The following is a 22,323-nucleotide window of genomic DNA, read 5'->3' as shown; positions in this document are numbered from 1 at the left end:
GGGCCGTTGCCCGGGCCCCTCAGATCAGCCGGCGGGCCGTGGCCCAGCGGGTCAGTTCGTGCCGGTTCGACAGCTGCAGCTTGCGCAGCACCGCGGAGACGTGGCTCTCCACCGTCTTCACCGAGATGAACAGCTGCTTGGCGATCTCCTTGTACGCGTAGCCGCGGGCGATCAGCCGCAGCACCTCGCGCTCGCGCTGGGTGAGGCGGTCGAGGTCCTCGTCGACCGGCGGGGTGTCGGTGGCGGCGAACGCGTCGAGCACGAAGCCGGCCAGCCGCGGCGAGAACACCGCGTCGCCGTCGGAGATCCGGAAGATCGCCTTGACCAGGTCGGTACCAGTGATGGTCTTGGTGACGTAGCCGCGGGCGCCACCGCGGATCACGCCGATGACGTCCTCCGCGGCGTCGGAGACCGACAGCGCGAGGAAGCGCACCCCCTCCACACCCGCCGAGCGGCGCAGCACCTCGACACCGCCGCCGCCGGGCAGGTGGACGTCGAGCAGCACCACGTCGGGCCGGGTCTCGGCGACCACCCGGACCGCCGACTCCACGTCGTCGGCCTCGCCGACCACGTCGATGCCGGTCTCCTCGGTGCGCCCGATCTCGGCGCGCACACCGGTACGGAACATCCGGTGGTCGTCCACCAGGACCACCCGGGCACGCCTCTCGGGTGCCGCTATCTCAGTCATCTGCCGCCCTCTCCATCTCCAGCTCGACCTCGGTCCCGCCGTCCGGCGCGGGCCGCACCCGCGCGGTGCCGCCGTTGCGCCGCATCCGGCCGATGATCGATTCGCGTACGCCCATCCGGTCCTCGGGCAGGTCGTCGGGGTCGAAGCCGGGGCCGTGGTCGCGAACGAACACCGACACCGTCCTCCCCTCCACCTCCGCGTAGACCTGGACCGGTCCCCCGCCACCGTACTTGGCGGCGTTCACCATGGCTTCCCTGGCTGCCTGCATCTGCGAGGCGATCTTCTCGTCCATCGGGCAGTCGCCGACGCAGACCAGCTCGATGTGGACGCCGTGCCGGTCCTCGACCTCGGCGACGATCGCCCGCAGGTGTTCGGCGAGGGTATCGGGCGCGGCCTCGGCGGCAGCCTCGGGGCGGTACAGCCACAGGCGCAGTTCGCGTTCCTGGGCGCGGGCCAGCCGCAGCACCTCCTTGGGGTCCTCGGCCCGGCGCTGGATCAGCGTCAGGGTGTGCAGCACCGAGTCGTGGATGTGGGCGGCGATCTCGGCGCGCTCCTGGGCGCGGATGCGGGCGGTGCGCTCGGCGCCGAGGTCCTGCCACATCCGCAGCATCGACGGGCCGGCCAGCACCAGCACGCCCGCCACCACGGCCAGCGAGGACTCGATCACCAGGGCGATCGGCGAGTCGACGCCCTGCGTCACGAAGTAGCCGATGATGCCGGCCACCACCAGCAGCACACCGGCGGCGACCCGCAGGTAGGCGCCCTTGCGGCTGCCGGGCTCCAGGCCGAACCAGTTCTGCCAGCGCGAGTCGTCGGCCTGCCGCCACACCAGGGCGACACCGACGCCGACCGCGAGCAGCGGCCACACGTACGGCTTGGCGGTCTGGATGCCGAGCGCGGACAGCAGCGCCATCACGCCGATGACCAGGCCGATCAGCGCGAACAGCTGGCCGAGGCTGCCGCCGCGCTGCCCGGCGGTCGCCGGGGCGGCCGGGGCGGAGGCGGGGCCGGCCTGCAGGTCGGCGGGGAAGGTGCCGGGGGCGCCGTCCTCGCCGTGGAAGGTGCGCTCCAGCAGGCCGCGCAGCCGCCCGACGCGGCCGGCGCCAGCGGCGGGCGGCCCGGTGCGGGGGGCGCCGGGGGCGGCCTCGCCGATGCCGAGCGGCACCACCACCCAGAACGCGGCGTACAGCAGCGTGCCGATGCCCTGGGAGAAGAACAGCACGATGAACGCCACCCGCACCCAGGTGACGGGCACCCCGAGGTGCACCGACAGTCCCTGGCAGACACCGCCGAGGATCCGGCCGTGCGGGCTGCGGTAGAGCCGCCGGTAGGGCGGCGCACCGGCCGGCGTGTCGGTCGGGGCGGTCTCGGTGGTTCTGGTGTCGGGTGCTGCCACGGCACCGATGGTCGCAGGTGCCCGGTCGGCGGCGCATCAGGGTCCGGCCCGGAGCCCGCCTCAGGGACAGTTCAGGGTCGCTCCGGGGCTCCGGACGGTTGGGCGGGGCCCGGCGGCCCGGAAGGATGGGGGGTATGACGGACGACCAGATCCCGGGAGACGCACCGGGCGCCCCCACCGAACCGCGCCCGGCGCTGACCCGCTCCTCCCGGCACCGGGTGGTGGCGGGCGTGTGCGGCGGGCTCGGCCGCTACCTGGACATCGACCCGGTGGTGTTCCGGGTGGTGATCGCGGTGCTCGGCCTGACCGGCGGACTCGGGTTGTTCCTGTACGGCCTGGCCTGGCTGGTGGTGCCGCGCGAGGCCACCGACGGCGAGGGCGGCCGCACCGAACTCCAGCGCGTGCTGACCGGCCGGGTGGACGGCCAGTCGATCGGCGCGGTGCTGCTGACGGTGATCGGCACCGGGGTGTTCTTCTCCTCGATGAACGACGGCGACCAGCTGTTCCCGGTGCTGATGCTGGCCGCGCTGGTGTTCCTGGCGCTGCGCCACGACCCGGAGCGCCGCCGCCGGTTCAGCGGCGACGAGACCGCGGGCCCCAAGCCGGCCGGCGGCCCGTACGACCGGCTGGACCCGTCCGGCAATTTCGCCGACTGGAAGACCTGGGGCGAGGCGATGAGCCGCGACCTGCGCGGCGAGTGGCAGGCCCGCACGGCCGACCTGCACGAACGGATCGCCACCCGGAACGAGGAGCACGCGGCGGGCGCCGTCCCCGGGGACACGCCCCCGGCCGGCCCGTCCGGTTACCTGTGGGACCCGCGGCACCCGGAGCGCAACCCGTACGGCGCGACGCCTCCGCCCGGCGCGCCCGCCCGGCCCTGGTGGCAGCGCACCGACCTGCCGGAGGGCGACCCGCTGCGCAAGGAGCCCGCCGCGCCGTCGGGCTACCAGGAGCGCATGGAACAGAGCATGGCGCAGTACCGGGAGCGCGCCGAGCAGCGCCACCTGGCGCAGCGGGAGGCGATGGAGCGGCACCGGGAGAGCATGGCGCGCCACCGCGAGTGGAAGGCCAAGCGGCGCGCAGAGCGCGGGCGGTCAGGCCTGGGGGCATCGGCGGTGCTGCTGTCGCTGGGCGCGGCCTGGGCGGTGGCGGTGAGCGACCACGGCAGCCACCGCTGGTCGGCGGTGCTGGCGGTGGCGCTGCTGCCGCTGGGCCTGGCGATGGTGCTCAGCGCCCGCTGGGGGCGCACCCGCGGGCTGACCTTCCTGTCGCTGCTGCTGACGGCGGGCCTGGTGGTCGCGGGCGGTACCTCGGTGACGGTCGCGGACACCATCGGCGACCGTAGCTGGACGGCGAGCGCGGACAACCTGCACTCGCGGTACACGGCGGGCGTCGGCGACGTCCGGCTCGACCTGTCGGCGCTGGACCCGAAGGGCGGCGTCCTCGACACCCAGCTGCGGGTCGGCATGGGCAACGCGGTGGTGCGGGTGCCGGACGGTGTGGAGCTGCGGCTGAAGCTGCGCGACGGGGTGGGCTCGGTGAGCCTGCCGGACGGTCAGGAATACAGCGGCCCGGCGACCAACGAGAACGTGGTGATCGAGGTCCCGGAGGGGCAGCCGTCCAAGGGGGCGCTGGAGCTGACGGTGACCATGGGCATCGGTGACATCAGGGTGGAGCGGTGATGAGGAAGCATCAGTTCGATCTGTACGCGCTGGTCGCGGGCGGACTGTTCACGGCGCTGGCGGTGCTGTACCTGGTGGCGTCGGTGAACGACCAGGAGGTGAACAGCCGGTTCGTGCTGCCGCTGGCGCTGATCGTGCTCGGCGCGGGCGGCCTCGGCGGCGCGCTGGTGGCAGTCTCCAGGCGCGGCCGGGGCGGGGCCCGCGACGACAATCACACGCTGGACTAGGACAGACCCTAGGCGCCCTGCTTCGGCCCGAGTTCGAGCTGCTCGCCGTTCTTGGTGACGGCGTAGGTGGGCAGCGGCTTGGTGGCCGGCCCGTTGATCACCGCGCCGGTGGCGGCGTCGAACTTGGAGCCGTGGCAGGGGCAGTACAGCTGGCCGTCCTTGGGCGGGTTGACGGCGCAGCCGGAGTGGGTGCACACCGAGGACAGGCCGGCGTACTTCCCGGCGGACGGCTGGACGATGTACACGGCGTCGCCGCTGGCGGGGTCCTTGACGGTGGCGGAGCCGCCGACCGGGACCTGCGCGGCGGGGACGCCCACCGCCGGCGCCGCGGACTGCGGCGCGGCGGACTGCGGGGCCGCGCCGGTGGTGCCGGGGGCGGCGGCGGGCGCGATCCCGTCGCGGCCGAAGGCGGCGGTGAGCGAGCCGGACAGCAGGCCGGCGCCGCCGAGCGCGACGGCCGCGATGCCGCCGTCCAGCAGGGCGCGGCGGCGCACCGCGTCCTCGGCGAGGCCGCGGGCGCGGTCCCGGGCGGCCCGGGCGGCGAGGTAGCCGTCCACCGACAGGTAGGGGGTGCCGGCCAGCAGCAGCGGCGTCCAGGCCATCAGGTAGGCGAGGTCGTTGCCCAGGTAGTACGGGGTGGTGTGGAAGCTGACGGTCAGCCAGAGGGTGGCGCTGAGCAGCGCGCCTCCGAGGGCGGCGACCCGTCCCCACAGGCCGAACAGGGTGCCCAGGCCCACCGCGAGCTCGCCGAAGGCGATCAGCAGGCCGAAGAAGGTGGGCGAGTCCAGGGCGGGGGCGAGCGCCCAGCCGAGCGGGCTGCCGGCCTTGGCGGCCTGCGTCTGCGCGTAGAAGGAGGCGGCGTCGCCGGGGCCGGCCAGGTAGTGCGCGTCGGAGAGCTTGTCGAAGGCGGCGTAGACGAAGGTCGCCCCCAGGAACAGCCGCAGCGGCAGCAGGGCGAGGCGGGAGGCCGTCGCCTTCCACTGCCAGGTCTGTGTTTCCGTGCTCCGGCCTTCGTGCAGGCCTGTGCCCGTGCCCGTCGCCATCGCTGTTGCCCTCTCCTCGCGCCGCCCGCCGACCGCCGACGGGACCGGGTCCGATTGTGCCGGGTGCCGCCCGGACATGACGGCGCCGCCACTCCCTCGGTCGGGGAGCGGCGGCGCGGTCACACGGTTGCCGGGGGTGGGATCACTCCCACTCGATGGTGCCCGGCGGCTTGGAGGTGACGTCCAGGACGACGCGGTTGACGTCCTTGACCTCGTTGGTGATCCGGGTGGAGATCTTCGCCAGCACCTCGTAGGGCAGGCGCGACCAGTCGGCGGTCATGGCGTCCTCGGAGGAGACCGGGCGCAGCACGATCGGGTGGCCGTAGGTGCGGCCGTCGCCCTGGACGCCGACCGAGCGGACGTCGGCGAGCAGCACGACGGGGCACTGCCAGATCTCGGAGTCGAGGCCGGCGAGGGTCAGTTCCTCGCGGGCGATGGCGTCGGCGTCGCGGAGCAGGTCCAGGCGTTCCTTGGTGACCTCGCCGACGATGCGGATGCCGAGGCCGGGGCCGGGGAACGGCTGGCGCTGGACGATCTCGGCGGGCAGGCCGAGCTCCTGGCCGACCATCCGGACCTCGTCCTTGAACAGCTTGCGCAGCGGCTCGACGAGCTGGAACTCGAGGTCCTCGGGGAGGCCGCCGACGTTGTGGTGGGACTTGATGTTGGCGGTGCCGGTGCCGCCGCCGGACTCCACCACGTCCGGGTACAGGGTGCCCTGGACCAGGAACTCCACGGCGGGGCCCTCGTCGGCGATGATGTCGGCCTGGGCCTGCTCGAAGACCCGGATGAACTCGCGGCCGATGATCTTGCGCTTGGTCTCGGGGTCGGAGACGCCCTTCAGCGCGGTCAGGAAGCGCTCCTCGGCGTCGACCACGATCAGCTTGACGCCGGTGGCCGCGACGAAGTCCTTCTCGACCTGCTCGGTCTCGCCCTTGCGCATCAGGCCGTGGTCGACGTAGACGCAGGTCAGGCGGTCGCCGATGGCGCGCTGCACCAGGGCGGCGGCGACGGCGGAGTCCACGCCACCGGACAGGCCGCAGATGGCGCGCTTGTCGCCGACCTGCTCGCGGATCAGCGCGACCTGCTCCTCGACCACGTTGGTGGTGGTCCAGTTCGGGGCGATGCCGGCGCCGCGGTACAGGAAGTGCTCCAGCACCTGCTGGCCGTGCTCGGAGTGCATCACCTCGGGGTGGTACTGCACGCCGTACAGCTTGCGCTCGTCGTTCTCGAACGCGGCGACCGGCACCACGTCGGTCGACGCGGTGACGGTGAAGCCCTCCGGCGCGGCCGAGCAGGCGTCGCCGTGCGACATCCACACCGAGTGCTTGTCCGGGGTGCCCTCGAACAGCGTCGAGCCCGAGCGGGTGACGGTCAGCGGGGTGCGGCCGTACTCACGGGCGCCGCTGTTGTCGACGGTGCCACCGAGGACGGTGGCCATCAGCTGGAAGCCGTAGCACATGCCGAACACCGGAACACCGGCCTCGAAGATCGCACGGTCGAGCTGCGGAGCGCCCTCCTCGTACACCGACGACGGACCGCCGGAGAGGATGATCGCCTTCGGGTTCTTGGCGAGCATCTCGGCGACCGGCATGGAGCTCGGCACGATCTCGCTGTAAACCCGCGCCTCACGCACCCGACGGGCGATGAGCTGGGCGTACTGGGCGCCGAAGTCGACGACCAGGACGGTGTCGTTCTCGGGCGGGGACTGGGGGTGTACAGAGGACACGGACGGCCTTCCGGCGGCGGTACAAAAGGGGTGTCGCCACCGAGTCTACCGGGAGCGTTTCACCCGGCTGCCAGCCGAGCCGCCCGTGACCGCGCAGGGTGGCGAATCGTTGCACCGGGAGACCGTGCGAGACGCCGGCACCCTCCAGGTGCGGGCGGCGCGTGCGGCGGACCACGCGTGGATCTTTCTTCTCCGGTCCACCGGTGCGCGTGGCGGGCACGGGCCCGCCGTGGGACCGCGCCCCGGTGCCGCGGTCGGGCCAGCAGGGGACAGCGAACCCGTCCGCGACCGGGCGGACCCGGGGTGTGGCGGCCGGTACCGGTGCCGGCCGCCGCACACGGGTCAACCAACCGCTCCGGCGTACGCCCCGGTGCGCCCCGCAAGCCACTATCACGGACAGTTACCACCCCGGCCGGTCGGTTTCGGCGCCCCCCGGCGCCGTGTCCGGTACCGGACTCGGCCGAATTTGCGTCGAATCGGTTGCACGGCACGGCCCTCGTCCAGGACGATGACTGCAGGACGGGGGCCACCACACACCCCGCCGCACTCTCGGACCGTTGGCGCGAACGGCCCGACTCTCACGCTCCGTGAGGCCCATCGGCCTCGGGCGCGCTCAGAACCATTTCCCCGACGGCGCTCCTCCCCCGGCGCCGTCACCCAGCACGCGGCGCGGCCCTGACGCCGAGTGCTGGCCGACAAAGGGCCCCGTTCCCCCGCGGGGCCCTTTGCCCTGTCCGGGCTCGGCCGGCGTCCGGCCCGGTCCGGACTCGGCCGGCGTCCTGCCCGGTCCGGGCTCAGCTCGCGTCGGGCCGCCGGTAGGCAGCGTGCGAGTCCAGTACGTCGACCTGTCCAACCAGCGGCCGCTCCTCGGCGACCAGTTCGACCGTCCCGACGATGCCGTCCGGCTCGTCCGCCGCCTGCGCGGGCAGCGGCACGCGCACCGGCACCGGCGTGCGCCGCACCGCGTCGAGCGCCGCCGGCACCACCAGCGCGCCGAACACCGCCCAGGCCGCGGCCGCGACCACCACCGAGGTCACCGACCAGCCGAGCAGTTCGATCCGGGCCTCGTGGACCTGTCCCTTGATGGTGCTGCTCTCGCTCAGCCAGATCGAGGTGCCGAGCACCAGCGCCGCCGTCAGCACCGCGTACAGCACGGCCAGCCGGGCCCGGTCCAGCTGGGTCAGCCGCCCCCGGTGCGCGGACCAGCCGAGCGCCAGCGCCGCCAGCAGCACCGGAACCACCGCCAGCCACCACTGCCCGCCGTGCGCGCCCAGGTCGTACAGCGCGAAGGTGCCCTCGTGCCCGCCGCGCAGGCCGCCCACCCCGGCCCGGGCGCCGCTGCCGACACCGAACAGGTACACGCCGCCGTTGACGGTCAGCGCCCGGAACGTGGACTGCGGGAACGGCTGGTCGACCAGCACCTGCATCACCACCGACATCAGGGTGAGCAGCACTAGCAGCGCCCCGACCACCCGCGCCGCGTGCTGCCACGCCAGCAGCCAGCCGCCCAGCCACCGGCGCCGCGCGGCCTCGGCACGCAGCGCGCCCTGCCCGTCCACGGCCAGCACCACCGCGGCCGCGGCCAGGAACCCGGACAGCCCGAGCGGCAGCATCGCCGGACCGGTGGTGACCTGCATGCTCAGCGAGAGCGAATCCTCGTCGACGTGCGAACTGCCGGTGGAGAGCCAGCCCAGCAGCAGCACCGCGACCGCCGACAGCGCGCCGGTGCGCAGCGCCTGCGCGCCGGCCGCCGGCCCGGTCGGCTCGGCGGCGCCGGCCGCGGCGCGGGCCCGGGCGGTCAGCCGCTGGCCGAGCCAGAGCAGCGCCAGCCAGCCGAACGCCACCGCGTACGGCAGCACGTGGATGCCGGAGGTGGAGGAGCCGAAGCTGCTGGAGTTGCTGTTCCGCCAGGGCGTGCCGAACGCGGTCAGCGTCAGCTGCAGCCACATCTGGAAGGTGTGGACGGTCCAGCGCACCGCCGGGTCGTCGTCCACGCCGCTGCCGCCGCGGCCCGCGATGGTGCTGCCGAGCGTGGCCAGCACCACCAGCAGCGCGGTCGGGGCGAGCAGCACCCGGCCGGCGGTCAGCCAGCCCCGGGACGGTGTCGGCCACTGCCGGTCCTGGTGTATCCGGCCGGAGCCCCACGGGGAGGGACCGGGCGCGGCGGTCTCGTCCACCATCACTTCCCCGATCGCGGGCGGCGGCACGACGGCGGGCCCGGTGGGGTGTCCGCAGTTCGCGCAGGTCGCCACGGCACCGGCGACAGCCGCTCCGCAGGACGGGCAGATGGGCATGACGGTCCCCCCGGGGGTGGTTCGATCGGGTGCCCGTTTATCCCATCGGCCGTCCGGCGATGTCAATCGGCGTCAGTTGCCCTGCCCGGCACCTTCGGCACGGCCAGCAGCGGCAGCCGCAACGCCCCGAACGCCCCTTCGGGCACGGCGGGCTGAGCCGGGGTCACCGCCCGGACGGGCCGGTAGTCGGCGCCCTGTTCGGGGCGCGGGTCGGCCTCGCCGCGGTTGGGCCACATCGACATGGCGCGCTCGGCCTGCGCGGTGATCGTCAGCGACGGGTTGACGCCGAGGTTGGCGGAGACCGCGGAGCCGTCGACCACGCTGATCCCCGGGTAGCCGTACAGCCGGTGGTACGGGTCGACCACACCGGTCTCGGCGCTGTCGCCGATCGGGCAGCCGCCGAGGAAGTGCGCGGTCAGCGGGATGTCGAAGATCTCGCCGACGGTGGAGCCGGGGAAACCGTTGATCGACGCGGCCAGCGCCCGCGCCCCCTCCTCCGCCGCCGGGATGTAGTTCGGGTTGGGCGCGCCGTGACCCTGCCGGGAGGTCAGCTTGCCGTTCTTCAGGGACACCGTCAGCGAGTTGTCCAGCGACTGCATCACCAGGCCGATGATGGTCTTCTCCGACCAGCGGTGCTGGTTCATCGACTGCGCGAAGATCCACGGATGCCGGCCGACCGACCCGAGGTAGCGCAGCCAGCGCGGCCCGCGCCCCGCCCCGCTGACCTGCTGGACGGACAGCGCGCCCATCGCGTTCGAACCTCGGCCGTAGCGGACCGGCTCGATGTGGGTGTTCTCGTCGGGGTGCACGGACGAGGTGATGGCCACGCCGCGGGTGAAGTCGGGTCGCTCCCCGTAACGCCGGTCGGAGGTCTGCGCGCCCACCAGCGCCTCGGAGTTGGTGCGGGTGAGGTGGCCCAGCTTGGCGGAGATCCTGGGCAGCAGCCCGCCCTCGCGCATCCGGTGCAGCAGCGTCTGGGTGCCGTACGTACCGGCCGCGACCACCACCCGCTCGGCGGTGATGGTGCGGGCGCCGGCCTTCTTCGCCCGCCGGGTGCGGGCGTCGGTGGGCAGCACGTCCACCGCGTAGCCGTCGCCGTGCGGGCGCAGCCGCTTCACGGTGGTCAGCGGCAGGATCTCGGCGCCGGCCCGCTCCGCCAGGTACAGGTAGTTCTCGGTGAGCATGTTCTTCGCGCCGTGCCGGCAGCCCGTCATGCACTCCCCGCACTCGGTGCACGCCTTGCGCTTCGGGCCGGCCCCGCCGAAGTACGGGTCGTCGACCTCGCTGCCGGGCGCGGCCTTGGCCTCGCCGGTGCCGTCCTGCCCGTCGCCGAAGAACACCCCGACGGGGGCCAGGTGGAAGGTGTCGCCGCAGCCCATCGCCTCGGCGGCGGCCTTCAGGTGCACGTCCGAAGGCGTCATCGTCGGGTTGAGCCGGACCCCGAGCATCCGCTGCGCCTGGTCGTAGAACGGGGCGAGTTCGGCCTGCCAGTCGGTGATGTGCCGCCACTGCCGGTCCTCGAAGAACGGCTTCGGCGGCACGTACAGCGTGTTGGCGTAGTTCAGCGAGCCGCCGCCGACGCCCGCCCCGGCCAGAATGAGCACATTGCGCAGCAGGTGGATGCGCTGGATGCCGTACAGGCCGACGGCGGGCGCCCACAGGTAGTCGCGGGTGTCCCAGGACGTGGTGGGCAGCTCGTCGCGGCCGAACCTGCGCCCGGCCTCCAGGACGGCGACCCGGTACCCCTTCTCGGTCAGCCGCAGCGCGGCGACCGAACCACCGAAGCCCGAACCGACCACCACGACGTCGTAGTCGAACGACACTGCCCCTCCTCGGCAAGCGACGGCAACTGCCCTGCTACTTCAGGCGGAACGCCTTCATGACCTTCAGGCCGGTGGTGAAGAACTCGGCGAACTTCTGGTCGTCCATACCCATCGACGGGCCGATCGGCAGCAGCCGCTGCACGGCGATGGTCTGCGCCTCGGTGTACCGCAGAATGCCTTCCGCACCGTGCCGCCGGCCGAGCCCCGAGTCGCCCATGCCACCCATCGGCGACGCCACCGACCCGTACGCGGCGGCGTACGCCTCGTTCACGTTGACGGTGCCGGTGCGCAGCCGGGCCGCGACCTTGCGGCCCCGGCCGGTGTCCCTGGTCCACACGCTGGAGTTCAGGCCGTACGGGGTGGCGTTGGCGGCGGCGACCGCCTCGTCCTCGGTGTCGAACCGGTAGATCGACACCACCGGGCCGAAGGTCTCCTCCGAGCACACCGCCATCTCGGGGGTGACGCCGTCCAGGATGGTCGGCTCGAAGAACAGCGGCCCGAGGTCCGGCCGGGCCTGCCCACCGGCCACCACCGTCGCCCCGGCCTTGACCGCCTCCTCGACGTGCCGGGTCACGGTCTCCAGCTGACGGCCCGACACCAGCGAGCCCATGTCCGCGCCGTACGCCAGACCGCCACCCAGGCGCAGCGCGGACGTCCGCTCCGCGAACTTCGCCAGGAACGCGTCCGCCACCGACCGGTGCACGTACAGCCGCTCGATCGAGATGCACAGCTGCCCGGCGGAGGAGAAGCACGCCCGCACCGCACCCGCCGCGGCCTTGTCCAGGTCGGCGTCGGAGAGCACCAGCATGGCGTTCTTGCCGCCCAGCTCCAGCGAGGCCCCGACCAGCCGCTCGGCAGCCCGCCGGGCCACTTCCCGGCCGGTACGGGTCGAACCGGTGAACGCCACGTAATCCGCGCGCTCCACCACCTCCGGCCCCACCACCGGGCCGTCACCCAGCACGATCTGCCACACCTGCGGCGGCAGCCCCGCCTCGACGAACAACTCCCGCGCCCACAACGCGGTCAGCGCCGTCTGGGTGTCCGGCTTGTTCACCACCGCGTTGCCCGCGACCAGCGCCGGCAGCGCGTCACCGACGGACAGCTCCAACGGGTAGTTCCACGGCGAGATCTGCCCGACCACACCCTTGGGCCGCCGCGCCTCCACCGCGCTCGTCAGCCCCGGCACCGCACCACCACGACGGCGGTCCTTCAGGTACGAGGACGCCATCCGCCCGTAGTGCCGGGCCGCCGACGCGACCGCCATGACCTCCTCGAAGGCATGCAGCCGGGCCTTCCCGGTCTCCGCCTGAATGAGGTCCAGCACCTCGTCCTGCCGCCGCAGCAACAGATCGTGGAACCGCAGCAGCACCCCCGCCCGGTGCCGCACCGACAGCGCCGCCCACGCGGGCTGCGCCCGCCGGGCCTCCGTGAACGCCCGGTCCACATCCGCCGTCCCCGACACCGGCAGCGCCGCCAGCACCTCCCCGGTCAACGGCGCCAGGGTCTCCACGACGCCCTCCCCGGACGCCGTCACACCCTTCACCAACCGCGCCACCACCGCCGCCGGCACCGCCGAAGCAACCGTACGCGCCGCACCCGTGGCCACAGGATTGCGCCGAACCTGGCTCGTGCTCTCCGTCATGCGGGCAGCCTAGGCGCTCGACGCCCGCTTGTGTACCCGCCGGTAACACTCATTCGAGCCAGGGGCGCGTGGGGGCACCTCCCAGCCCCCAGGGGAGAACTGCGCGAAGCGGAAGACCCCCGTCGGCAGGATCGCGCCACGGCCAATGACCTGCACGTGGCCGCGACCCTCGCTGTCAGGTCGCGGCCCGCCGCCGTCTCACTTCGTCGGCGTGAACTTGTTGAGCACCGTCGTGAAGCGCCGCAGGCTCTGCGTCCAGTCCTTCTCCGGCCCCGACACGTACACCGAGTACGACGTCCCGTCACTGCGCCGGAACTCCGCCTCCTTCGCGTGCCGGCGGACGCCGCTCGGCGTGGTGAAGCTGAACTCCCACACCGCGCCTTCCTGGTCGTTGATCCTCGCGGCGGCCAGGCTGCTGGTCTGGAAGTCCCGCTGGCTCTTGCTGAGCGAGGCCTCCAGCTGCAGCAGGTGCTCCTGCGGCGAGAGCGGCTGACCGACCGTCACCGCGAACTGCAGGTAGTGGTCGCGGCCGTCGGGCGAGTAGTAGATCTGGGTGCCTTCCTCGCTGCGCACCCATTTGCCGTCGCTGGGCAGCGGGAAGCGGAATCCGGCCGGGTCCTCCTGCCAGGTGTAGCCGGTGGGAGGAGGCGACAGCGCGGGGTCGACGACGCCGGACGAAACCTCTCCGCCCTGGCCCTTGTGCCGGTGGTCCAGGTAGTAGAACCCGCCTCCACCCGCGACGGCCAGCGCCAGCACGGCGGCCAGCACCATCAGCATCCGCCGCTTCCGACCGCCCCGAACCGCCGGAGCCGGAGCCGGAGCCGGAGCCGCAGCCGCAGCCGCAGCCGCAGCCGGCGCCACCGTCTCCGTCGCCCCGCCCTGCACCGGCACCCGCCCCGGCGTCACCGTCTCCGCCCCGGCGGCCGCCCCGGCAGCCCTCTCGGCAGGTTCGACCCGGTCGCCCAGCGGCACCGCCTGCGTGGGCTGCCGTTCCTCGCCGGCCTGGGCCGGCACGCGGATGCTGACGGTCTGTCCGGCGGCGACCTCGCGAAGCATCTTGGTGGCTTCGTCGGCGCCGGGCCGTTCCGCCGGGTCCTTGGCCATCAGCGCGGCCAGCACCGGCCCGAGTGCGGCGGCCCGCCGGGATTCGGGGAGCGGCTCGTCGACGACGGCGGTGAGGGTGCCGAGCGGGCTGTCGCGGCGGAACGGCGACTGGCCCTCGACGGCGTGGAACAGCGTCGCGCCGAGCGCCCACAGGTCGGAGGCCGGTCCGGGCCGCTGGCCCTGGGCCCGTTCGGGGGCCAGGTAGTCGGGTGAGCCGACCAGGTCGCCGGGGCGGGTGATCTCCATCGCGCCCTCGAACTTGGCGATGCCGAAGTCGAGCAGCACGACGCGTCCGGTGCCGTGTTCGATCAGCACGTTGGCGGGCTTGACGTCCCGGTGCAGCACCCCGAGCTGGTGGCCGCGGTGCAGTGCGGCGACCAGCTGGAGGCCGACCTCGGCGGCCTCACGCGGGCTCAGGGTGCCGTCCTGGCTGATCACTTCGGACAGCGCACGGCCGTCGACGAGTTCCATCACGATCCACGGCCGGCCGTCCTGTTCGAGCACGTCGTGGATGGTGATGACGCCCGGATGCTTGATCCGGGCGGCGGCCCGGGCCTCACGCTTCATCCGGGACTGAAGCATTTCCAGGTCCTCTTCCGAGAGGTGGCTGACCGTCAATTCCTTGACGGCGACCTCCCGGTCCAGCATTTCGTCCCTGGCCCGCCAGACGGTCCCCATCCCGCCGCGTCCCAGGCGCTCGCCGAGCGCGTACCGCCCGGCCAGCAGACGGTCGGTCGACTGGTCCTGTGCGCCCATGACCGTCCCCCCTTCGATGACCCCCCACCGTCGGTCGGACGAGGTCGTGGCACCTCGTGTGCCTGCTCGCACCGACGGTTCGAAGGCAAGCCTAGGCTGCGCGGCGCCGCGCGGGAATCACACCCCGGCTTGCGAATCGCACGGTGACCGACCGCTTTCAGCCTGCGACCAGAACGATCCCGGCGAGTGCCGCGACCATCAGCACCAGCACCGCCACCACCACCAGCGGCCCGAGCAGTCGCGCGGGTATCCGCGGCGGACGCCCGGCGGGCGCGGCACCTTGACGGGCCGTCGGCGGCCGCTTCTTCGGGCGGGCGCCGCGCGGCCGCCGGGCCGCCGGCGGAGCGCTCTCGGTGCGGGGCGCGGGCATCGGCGGAGCGGGCGGGCCGTCCGGGTACGGCTCGGGTGCGAACACCAGCAGCTCGCGCAGCTCCTGCTGGACGGCGAACGCGTCGGGCCGCGCGGCGGCGTCCGGGCGCAGCAGCCGCTCGACCAGCGACCGCAGCGGGCCGCACCCGTCGGCGGGGTGGTGGCGGCCGTCGCGGACGGCGGCCAGCAGGGTCGGCAGGTCGTGCTCGGGGTACGGGCCGTGGCCGGTGAGCAGGCGGTAGAGCAGCACGCCGAGGGCCCAGGTGTCGGCGGGTGCGCCCGCGTCGATCGCCCAGCGCTCGGCGAGCGGTCCGAGCATGAGCGCGCGCGTCTCGTACACCCGGCGCGGCACTTCGCCGCCGAGCGCCGCGCACAGTTCTTCTTCGGCGGCGCCGAGCAGCAGGCCGCCGAGCATCGCCGCGCCGTCCTCGCAGATCAGCACGGTGCGGGCGGTGACGTTGCCGTGGGTGAGTCCGGTACCGTGCACGGCCCGCAGCGCCCCGGCCAGGTCGGCGCCGATCTCCGCGACCCGGTACGGCGACAGCGGCCCGTCGCCCATCAGCCGCTCCAGCGGCGCTCCGGCCACCGATTCCTCGGCGACCCACAGCAGTTCGCCCTCGGGTCCGGCGGCGAGCCCGCGCAGCAGCCGCGGGTGGGTGGGTGCGGCGGCCGCGACCTGCGCGACCCGGGCGGTCAGCTGCGGCCCGTAGGCGGGTGCCGTCCCGCCGAGCACCGGTGACTCGGGCAGTTCCAGGGCGAACAGCCGCACCCGGGCGCCGCTGGGCCCGTCCACCGCGGGCACGCCGACCTCATCGTCCGGACGGTCCGTCACCCGGTACCGCCCGGCCACCACCTGCCCCGGGGCCGTTCGCATGCCTGTTCCTCACGCCGTAGTCCCGCCAGCCTACGGCCCCGGGCCGCACCCGCCACCTCCCGGTGCGGTCTTTCAACTCCCTTGTGTCCAGCCGCCGGAGACGCTCCGTCCGGCTCACGGCGCCGGCTGGAAACTCTCGAAGGAGATCCGCCGGGCCAGCGAGCCGTCCGGCGCGGACCACACGGATTCCGGCATGGTCCAGTAGATCGCGTAGCCGTACTTGCCGTTGCCGGTAACGAAGCCGCGGTTCAGCGAGTGCAGCAGGGTGCCGCTCTTGCCGGTGTAGGTCCACTCCCAGTCGGCGGCGTTGCTCCAGCCCCGGTAGGCCACCGATTCGACCCGGATCCGGCGGTAGTCCTTCATGGTCGCGGACTTGTCGGACGCCTGCCAGTCCTTGAGCGCGCTGTCCCCGGCGGGCGACTGCCAGTCGACCACCAGCCGCAGCCCGTTGCCCTCGAATTGCCGGCTGGTGGAGCGGTAGTCCGCGCCCTTGTCGGCCATCCATTCCGGCAGCGTGATGCTGAAACCGGACGGGTCCTTGTAGACCCGGTACCCGTCCGGGACCTGACCCGGGCTCAGCGTCGGCCCGGGCGACTCGCTCGGCTCCGCCGACGCACTGGCGCTCGGGCTCGCGGACGGCGAGCTACTCGCGGTCTCGGAGGGCTGCACGGGTGCGACGGTGTTCCCGCCGCTGTCCTGGGCGCTCGCCCCGCCGCCCTTCTCGGCAGGCCACAGCACCACCAGCGCAGCGACCAGCGCCAGCACCGCGGCCACCGCGGCGACGGCCAGCAGCGTGCGCCGGCGGGAATCCCCGCCGCGCGCCACCACCGCGGTCTCCGCGCCGGCGGCGGGGTCGGCGGGCAGCGCCCGGGTCGCGGTCTCGGCGGCGACGGGCTCGGCCGGCTTCGCGGCGGCGGCGGGCTTCGGCTCGGGCAGCGCCTTCCCGGCGACGATCCGCTGCAGCATTTCGCGGGCGGTGTCCGCGTCCATCCGCTTCGCGGGGTCCTTCTCCAGCAGCCCCTCGATGACCGGCAGCAGCGGCCCGGCGTGCGGGGGCGGCGGCAGTTCCTCGGTCATCACGGCGGTCAGCGTGGCCAGCGCGGAGCCCCGGTCGTACGGCGGGACGCCCTCGACCATCGCGTACAGCGTGCCGCCGAGCGACCACAGGTCGGACGGCGGGCCGGGCCGCTGCCCGCGGGCCCGCTCGGGCGCGATGTAGGAGGGCGCGCCGACCAGCATGCCGGTGGAGGTGATCGAGGTGTCGCCCTCGACGCTGGCGATGCCGAAGTCGGTGAGCACGGTCCGCCCGTCCTCGCCGATCAGCACGTTGGACGGCTTCACGTCACGGTGCAGCACGCCCTGGCTGTGCGCGGCGCCGAGCACCCCGAGCAGGTCGAGCCCGATCGCGGCGGCCCGCTCCGGCGTCAGCGCGCCGTCCTCGCGGACCACGTCGGCCAGCGAGCGGCCGTCGACGAGTTCCATCACGATCCACGGCCGCCCGTCCTCCTCGACCACGTCGAAGACGGTGACGGCGGCGGTGTGCCGGATCCGGGCGGTGGCCTTGGCCTCGCGCAGGGTGCGGACGATCAGCCGGCGCTTCTCGGCCTCGTCGACGGCCCCGGTCATCCGGAGCTCCTTCACCGCGACGACCCGGCCGAGCATCTCGTCCTCGGCCCGCCACACGGTGCCCATACCGCCACGGCCGAGCACCTCGCCGAGCCGGTAACGGTCCGCCAGCAGGCGGCCGGTCGGTTCCTGCGGCTGCGTCATCGGTGCGCTCTCCCCATGGTGTTGCGGCCCTCGCCGGTCGCCCGGCCGAGACCTGACGGCTTGTCGGACCACTGCGGGCGGCGGTCGCACGCCGGGGCACCATCATCCCCTGTCTCCGCCCCGTCCGACCACCCACCCCCACCCGCGCCGCGCCCCGTGCGCCCCCTGTGTCTCTTCCGCACCACTCCGGCGACCGAAAACGACCGGTCCCGACCGCCCCGTCACCGGTGATCGTCCGAAGCCTGCCGCACCCCTGTCCAAGCGCTCCGTGCGCCTGCTAACCTCTGCGCGCTCTTCATGCCATCACAACGGGGGGATCCGAAATGACCACGCCCGATCCGACCAACCCCTACGCCCAGCCGCCGCAGGCCCCCTACGGCCAGGCCACCCCGCCCCCGGCCCCGTACGGCCAGCCGCCGCAGGCCCCGCCCGGCCAGTCAGGCGCACCCCAGACTCCGTACGGCCAGCCCCCGCAGGCCCCCTACGCCCAGGCCGCCCCGCCGCAGGCCCCGTACGGCCAGCCCAGCCAGCCCCCGGCCCCGTACGGCCAGGCCCCCTACGGCCAGGCCGACCAGTCCGCCCCGGCCGAGGGCCAGCCCTGGGGCGCGGGCGTCCCGGTGGCCGGCGCCAACGCCGGCCCGAAGAACGTGCCGCTCGCGGTGCTGGCCGGCGTCGGCGTCACGCTGGCCTGCGGCCTGCTGTACGGCTTCATCGCCAAGGCCACCGACCGCGAGTTCGTCTGGCTGGTGCTCGGCATGGCCGCCGCCATCGGCGCCACCGTCGGCAAGGTCGGCGGCAAGCACCCGCTGCTGCCGCCGCTCGGTGGGCTGCTCACCGTGGTCGGCCTGTTCTTCGGCGAGATCTTCGGCATCGCCCTGATCGCCCACGAGCACACCAGCATGTCGGTGACGGCCCTGCTCTTCGACCACTTCTCCCTTCTGGTCGACGTCTGGAAGGAAGCCTTCGACTTGTTCTCGGTGCTTTTCATCGTGCTCGGCGCGTTCCTGGGCGTCAGCATGACCGTGAAGTCCGGCAAGTCCTGACGCCACATCGAAAATGGCCCCCGCCGTATGGCAGGGGCCCTTTCCGTATCAGCGGAATCAGCGGAGCGATCAGTGGCCGGAGTTGACCGTGACCTCGACCCGCTGGAACTCCTTGAGCTCGGTGTAGCCGGTGGTGGCCATCGCCCGGCGCAGCGCGCCGAACAGGTTCATGGTGCCGTCGGGGGTGTGCGACGGGCCGGCCAGGATCTGCTCGGTGGAGCCGACGGTGCCCAGGTGGACCCGCTTGCCGCGCGGCAGCTCCTCGTGGACGGCCTCCATGCCCCAGTGGTAGCCCTGGCCGGGCGCGTCGGTGGCGCGGGCCAGCGCGGCACCGATCATCACCGCGTCCGCGCCGCAGGCGACGGCCTTCGGGATGTCGCCGCTGTAGCCGACGCCGCCGTCCGCGATCACGTGCACGTAGCGGCCGCCGGACTCGTCCATGTAGTCGCGACGGGCCGCCGCGACGTCCGCCACGGCGGTCGCCATCGGCACCTGGATGCCCAGCACGTTGCGGGTGGTGTGCGCGGCGCCGCCGCCGAAGCCGACCAGCACGCCGGCCGCGCCGGTGCGCATCAGGTGCAGCGCGGCGGTGTAGGTGGCGCAGCCGCCGACGATCACCGGGACGTCCAGCTCGTAGATGAACTGCTTCAGGTTCAGCGGCTCGGCCGCACCCGACACGTGCTCGGCGGAGACCGTGGTGCCGCGGATCACGAAGACGTCGACGCCGGCGTCGACCACGGCCTTGGAGAACTCGGCGGTGCGCTGCGGCGAGAGCGCCGCGGCGGTGACCACACCCGAGTCACGGACCTCCTTGATCCGCTGCTTGATCAGCTCGGCCTTGATCGGCGCGGAGTACACCTCCTGCAGGCGCCGGGTCGCGTCCGCCTCGTCGGCGATCGACGCGATCTCCTCCAGCAGCGGCTGCGGGTCCTCGTACCGCGTCCACAGGCCTTCCAGGTTCAGCACGCCCAGGCCGCCCAGCTGTCCGATCGCGATCGCCTGCTGGGGCGACACCACGCTGTCCATCGGCGCCGCCAGGAACGGCAGTTCGAACCGGTAGGCGTCGATCTGCCAAGCGATCGAGACCTCCTTCGGGTCACGCGTACGGCGGCTGGGGACGACGGCGATGTCGTCGAAGGAGTACGCCCGGCGGCCGCGCTTGCCTCGCCCGATCTCGATCTCAGTCACTTCGAGCCCTTCTGCTGCTTTCCATCTCCCGACCGGGTCACCCCGGTCGCCCCCCAAGTATCCCGTACGACCCCTTTGCCCCCCGACAGGGGCGCACCGAACACCGGAGCCGCCCGGCCCGCAGGGTGAACTGCGGGCCGGGCGGCTCCGGTGGGACTCGGGTCAGCGCGCGTTGTAGTTCGGCGCCTCGACCGTCATCTGGATGTCGTGCGGGTGGCTCTCCTTGAGGCCCGCCGAGGTGATCCGGACGAACCGGCCCTTGGTCTGCATCTCCTCGACCGACCCGGCACCGACGTAGCCCATGGTCTGGCGCAGGCCGCCGACCAGCTGGAACAGCACCGCGGACAGCGGGCCGCGGTAGGGCACCTGGCCCTCGATGCCCTCGGCGATCAGCTTCTCGTCCGAGGAGACCTCGGCCTGGAAGTAGCGGTCCTTGGAGAAGGACTTGGCCTGGCCGCGGGTCTGCATCGCGCCCAGCGAGCCCATGCCGCGGTAGGACTTGAACTGCTTGCCGTTGATGAACAGCAGCTCGCCCGGCGACTCCTCGCAGCCGGCCAGCAGCGAGCCCAGCATCACGGTGTCGGCGCCGGCGCACAGCGCCTTGCCGATGTCACCGGAGTACTGCAGGCCGCCGTCGCCGATGATCGGGACGCCCGCGTCCTGGCACGCCTGCGCGGCCTCCCAGATCGCCGTCACCTGCGGCACGCCGACGCCGGCCACCACGCGGGTGGTGCAGATCGAGCCGGGGCCGACGCCGACCTTCACGCCGTCAACGCCCGCGTCGATCAGTGCCTGCGCGCCGTCCCGGGTGGCGACGTTGCCGCCGACCACGTCGACCGACACGGCGGACTTGATCTTCGAGATCCAGGACAGCGCGTTGTGCGAGTGACCGTGCGAGGTGTCCACCACCAGGAAGTCCACGCCCGCGCCGACCAGCGCCTGGGCGCGGTCGAACGCCTCGGCGGACGCACCGACCGCGGCACCGACCAGCAGCCGGCCCTCGGCGTCCTTCGCGGCGTTCGGGTACTTCTCCGCCTTGACGAAGTCCTTGACGGTGATCAGGCCCTTGATCCGGCCCTCGTCGTCGACCAGCGGCAGCTTCTCGATCTTGTGGCGGCGCAGCAGCGCGATCGCGTCCTCGCCGGAGATGCCGACCTTGCCGGTGATCAGCGGCATCGGCGTCATGATCTCGGCGACCTTGCGGCTGCGGTCGGTCTCGAAGGCCATGTCACGGTTGGTGACGATGCCCAGCAGCTTGCCGTCCGGGCCGGCGACCGGCACGCCGGAGATCCGGAACCGGGCGCACAGCGCGTCGGCCTCGGCCAGCGTGGCCTCCGGGCCGACCGTGATCGGGTCGGTCACCATGCCGGACTCGGAGCGCTTCACCAGGTCGACCTGGTTGACCTGGTCCTCGATCGACAGGTTGCGGTGCAGGACGCCGACGCCGCCCTGCCGGGCCATCGCGATCGCCATCCGGGACTCGGTGACCTTGTCCATCGCCGCCGACAGCAGCGGGATGTTGACCCGCACGTTCCGGGAGATCCGCGAGGAGGTGTCGACCTGGTTGGGCAGCACCTCGGAGGCCCCGGGCAGCAGCAGGACGTCGTCGTACGTGAGTCCGAGCATCGCGAACTTCTCGGGTACGCCGGCGGCGTTGTAAGACATGGGGAACCTTCCGTGGCGGGCCGTCGTTCTGCGCACGGGCGCCAGGGCTCTCTCGGCCGCCAAGCCCGGCGTTCGGTCGATCCTCCAACCGAGGACCGCGCACACCGGAGAAACTTTGGCGACCCGACCAGGCGCCGATACCCCATGGTACTGGTGCCGCGGGGTGCGTCGTCGCGCCCTCTTGACAACGCGCGCGCCCCCGCGCTTCTTCCCCCGCGCGAACCGGCTAGCCGGACTCCTCGGCCAGCGCCCGCAGCCGCGACAGCGCCCGGTGCTGGGCCACCCGCACCGCGCCCGGCGACATGCCGAGCACCTCGCCGGTCTCCTCCGCCGACAGCCCGTCCGCCACCCGCAGCAGCACCAGCTCGCGCTGCCGGGCCGGCAGGTTGGACAGCAGTTCCTTGATCCACGCGGCGTCGCTGGACAGCAGCGCCCGCTCCTCCGGGCCGAGCGAGTCGTCCGGCGTCTCCGGCAGGTCGTCCGGCGGGATCACCGTCGAACCGGGCCCGCGCATCGCGGCCCGCTGCAGGTCGGCGATCTTGTGCGCGGCGATCCCGTACACGAAGGCCTCGAACGGGCGGCCGGTGTCCCGGTAGCGGGGCAGCGCGCACAGCACCGCGACGCACACCTCCTGCGCCACGTCGTCCACATGGTGCCGGGCCCCGCCGGGCAGCCGGAGCAGCCGGCCCCGGCAGTAGCGCAGCGCCAGCGGCAGCACGTAGCCGAGCAGCGCCTCGATCGCCGGACCGTCCCCACGCACCGCGGCCGCGACCAGCGCGGCCTCCTCGGGCGACGTCACACCCGCGTTCTGCGGACGGCCACCCGCACCCGACGCACCGTCGGATCCCGCCGGCCGGCCCTCCGGTGCCGACGACGGACCAGCAGCCGCACCCTCGGGGGCGGGCTGTGCCGGATCGGTCCCGGCGGCCTCCTCGTCGTCATGCATCGGTCCATGGTGCCTGGTCGGACCGGAAAACGCGGCACCGCGTCCGGACTTGTGCATCGGAACGTTATGCGTCGCCGGGTGCACCGT

The 22,323-nt window shown here is 73.4% G+C and carries 16 protein-coding genes and 1 pseudogene; 3 read left to right on the top strand and 14 right to left on the bottom strand.

Annotated features, from left to right (window positions below; all coding sequences use genetic code 11):
* Positions 1-19: 19 nt before the first annotated feature.
* The gene (locus ACFYST_RS27065; protein ID WP_387644591.1) at positions 20-688 is read right to left on the bottom strand and encodes a LuxR C-terminal-related transcriptional regulator; all 669 of its coding nucleotides are present in this window, start codon (positions 686-688) and stop codon (positions 20-22) included.
* Complete coding sequence (locus tag ACFYST_RS27060; protein ID WP_387866028.1) at positions 681-2,084, bottom strand: PspC domain-containing protein; 1,404 nt, start codon at positions 2,082-2,084, stop codon at positions 681-683. The genes ACFYST_RS27065 and ACFYST_RS27060 overlap by 8 nt, the downstream gene beginning before the upstream one ends.
* A gap of 134 nt (positions 2,085-2,218) precedes the next feature.
* Here ACFYST_RS27060 and ACFYST_RS27055 point away from each other — a divergent pair, with 134 nt between their 5' ends.
* A complete protein-coding gene (locus ACFYST_RS27055) occupies positions 2,219-3,766 on the top strand; it encodes a PspC domain-containing protein (protein WP_387644587.1) in 1,548 nt (515 codons plus the stop codon).
* Positions 3,766-3,993: a hypothetical protein gene (locus tag ACFYST_RS27050; RefSeq protein WP_387644585.1), complete on the top strand. Its 228-nt coding sequence runs from the start codon at positions 3,766-3,768 to the stop codon at positions 3,991-3,993. Before ACFYST_RS27055 ends, ACFYST_RS27050 begins: the two co-directional genes overlap by 1 nt.
* A gap of 8 nt (positions 3,994-4,001) precedes the next feature.
* Here ACFYST_RS27050 and ACFYST_RS27045 read toward each other — a convergent pair whose 3' ends face one another.
* The 9 genes and pseudogenes from ACFYST_RS27045 to ACFYST_RS27005 form a co-directional block, all read right to left on the bottom strand.
* On the bottom strand, positions 4,002-4,310 hold the full coding sequence (locus ACFYST_RS27045) for a ubiquinol-cytochrome c reductase iron-sulfur subunit (protein WP_387645000.1): 309 nt from the start codon (positions 4,308-4,310) through the stop codon (positions 4,002-4,004).
* A 207-nt stretch (positions 4,311-4,517) separates the two neighbouring features.
* A pseudogene (locus ACFYST_RS27040) lies at positions 4,518-5,036 on the bottom strand (DoxX family membrane protein); the annotation flags it as partial.
* 142 nt (positions 5,037-5,178) lie between these two features.
* Complete coding sequence (gene guaA / locus ACFYST_RS27035; RefSeq protein ID WP_387644582.1) at positions 5,179-6,762, bottom strand: glutamine-hydrolyzing GMP synthase; 1,584 nt, start codon at positions 6,760-6,762, stop codon at positions 5,179-5,181.
* Between the two features lie 794 nt (positions 6,763-7,556).
* On the bottom strand, positions 7,557-9,056 hold the full coding sequence (locus ACFYST_RS27030; RefSeq protein ID WP_387866026.1) for a hypothetical protein: 1,500 nt from the start codon (positions 9,054-9,056) through the stop codon (positions 7,557-7,559).
* Between the two features lie 62 nt (positions 9,057-9,118).
* Positions 9,119-10,879, bottom strand: coding sequence for a GMC oxidoreductase (locus ACFYST_RS27025; RefSeq protein WP_387866024.1), 1,761 nt, complete (start codon positions 10,877-10,879; stop codon positions 9,119-9,121).
* 34 nt (positions 10,880-10,913) lie between these two features.
* Positions 10,914-12,521: a succinic semialdehyde dehydrogenase gene (locus ACFYST_RS27020; RefSeq protein ID WP_387866021.1), complete on the bottom strand. Its 1,608-nt coding sequence runs from the start codon at positions 12,519-12,521 to the stop codon at positions 10,914-10,916.
* Positions 12,522-12,719: 198 nt separating this feature from the next.
* A complete protein-coding gene (locus ACFYST_RS27015; protein ID WP_387866019.1) occupies positions 12,720-14,381 on the bottom strand; it encodes a serine/threonine-protein kinase in 1,662 nt (553 codons plus the stop codon).
* 157 nt (positions 14,382-14,538) lie between these two features.
* On the bottom strand, positions 14,539-15,624 hold the full coding sequence (locus tag ACFYST_RS27010; protein WP_387644569.1) for a protein kinase: 1,086 nt from the start codon (positions 15,622-15,624) through the stop codon (positions 14,539-14,541).
* A gap of 114 nt (positions 15,625-15,738) precedes the next feature.
* On the bottom strand, positions 15,739-17,394 hold the full coding sequence (locus ACFYST_RS27005; protein WP_387866017.1) for a serine/threonine-protein kinase: 1,656 nt from the start codon (positions 17,392-17,394) through the stop codon (positions 15,739-15,741).
* A 323-nt stretch (positions 17,395-17,717) separates the two neighbouring features.
* Between ACFYST_RS27005 and ACFYST_RS27000 the strand changes: the two genes are divergently transcribed.
* Positions 17,718-18,437 carry a hypothetical protein gene (locus ACFYST_RS27000; RefSeq protein WP_387866014.1) on the top strand — a complete coding sequence of 240 codons (720 nt, stop codon included), beginning with the start codon at positions 17,718-17,720 and terminating at the stop codon, positions 18,435-18,437.
* Positions 18,438-18,506: 69 nt separating this feature from the next.
* Here the strand turns inward: ACFYST_RS27000 and ACFYST_RS26995 are convergent, their stop codons facing one another.
* The 3 genes from ACFYST_RS26995 to shbA form a co-directional block, all read right to left on the bottom strand.
* Positions 18,507-19,625, bottom strand: coding sequence for a GuaB3 family IMP dehydrogenase-related protein (locus ACFYST_RS26995; protein ID WP_387644562.1), 1,119 nt, complete (start codon positions 19,623-19,625; stop codon positions 18,507-18,509).
* 162 nt (positions 19,626-19,787) lie between these two features.
* Positions 19,788-21,290 carry an IMP dehydrogenase gene (guaB, locus tag ACFYST_RS26990; protein WP_387644559.1) on the bottom strand — a complete coding sequence of 501 codons (1,503 nt, stop codon included), beginning with the start codon at positions 21,288-21,290 and terminating at the stop codon, positions 19,788-19,790.
* 226 nt (positions 21,291-21,516) lie between these two features.
* Positions 21,517-22,236: an RNA polymerase sigma factor ShbA gene (gene shbA, locus ACFYST_RS26985; RefSeq protein WP_387866011.1), complete on the bottom strand. Its 720-nt coding sequence runs from the start codon at positions 22,234-22,236 to the stop codon at positions 21,517-21,519.
* Between the last annotated feature and the right edge of the window lie 87 nt (positions 22,237-22,323).

This window comes from Kitasatospora sp. NPDC004614 (assembly GCF_042873675.1).
In the GTDB taxonomy this organism is placed as follows: Bacteria; Actinomycetota; Actinomycetes; order Streptomycetales; family Streptomycetaceae; genus Kitasatospora.
Note: the sequence above shows the minus strand (reverse complement) of the source record. Positions and strands in the feature narration are given on the sequence as shown.

Excerpts from the sequence above, each read along its gene's own strand:
- ACFYST_RS27020 (WP_387866021.1), bottom strand. The coding sequence starts at position 12,521 with ATGACGGAGAGCACGAGCCAGGTTCGGCGCAATCCTGTGGCCACGGGT.
- ACFYST_RS27030 (WP_387866026.1), bottom strand. The coding sequence starts at position 9,056 with ATGCCCATCTGCCCGTCCTGCGGAGCGGCTGTCGCCGGTGCCGTGGCG.
- ACFYST_RS27005 (WP_387866017.1), bottom strand. The coding sequence starts at position 17,394 with ATGACGCAGCCGCAGGAACCGACCGGCCGCCTGCTGGCGGACCGTTAC.
- ACFYST_RS27065 (WP_387644591.1), bottom strand. The coding sequence starts at position 688 with ATGACTGAGATAGCGGCACCCGAGAGGCGTGCCCGGGTGGTCCTGGTG.
- guaB (WP_387644559.1), bottom strand. The coding sequence starts at position 21,290 with ATGTCTTACAACGCCGCCGGCGTACCCGAGAAGTTCGCGATGCTCGGA.
- ACFYST_RS27000 (WP_387866014.1), top strand. The coding sequence starts at position 17,718 with ATGACCACGCCCGATCCGACCAACCCCTACGCCCAGCCGCCGCAGGCC.
- ACFYST_RS27050 (WP_387644585.1), top strand. The coding sequence starts at position 3,766 with ATGAGGAAGCATCAGTTCGATCTGTACGCGCTGGTCGCGGGCGGACTG.
- ACFYST_RS27055 (WP_387644587.1), top strand. The coding sequence starts at position 2,219 with ATGACGGACGACCAGATCCCGGGAGACGCACCGGGCGCCCCCACCGAA.
- ACFYST_RS27010 (WP_387644569.1), bottom strand. The coding sequence starts at position 15,624 with ATGCGAACGGCCCCGGGGCAGGTGGTGGCCGGGCGGTACCGGGTGACG.
- ACFYST_RS27015 (WP_387866019.1), bottom strand. The coding sequence starts at position 14,381 with ATGGGCGCACAGGACCAGTCGACCGACCGTCTGCTGGCCGGGCGGTAC.
- shbA (WP_387866011.1), bottom strand. The coding sequence starts at position 22,236 with ATGCATGACGACGAGGAGGCCGCCGGGACCGATCCGGCACAGCCCGCC.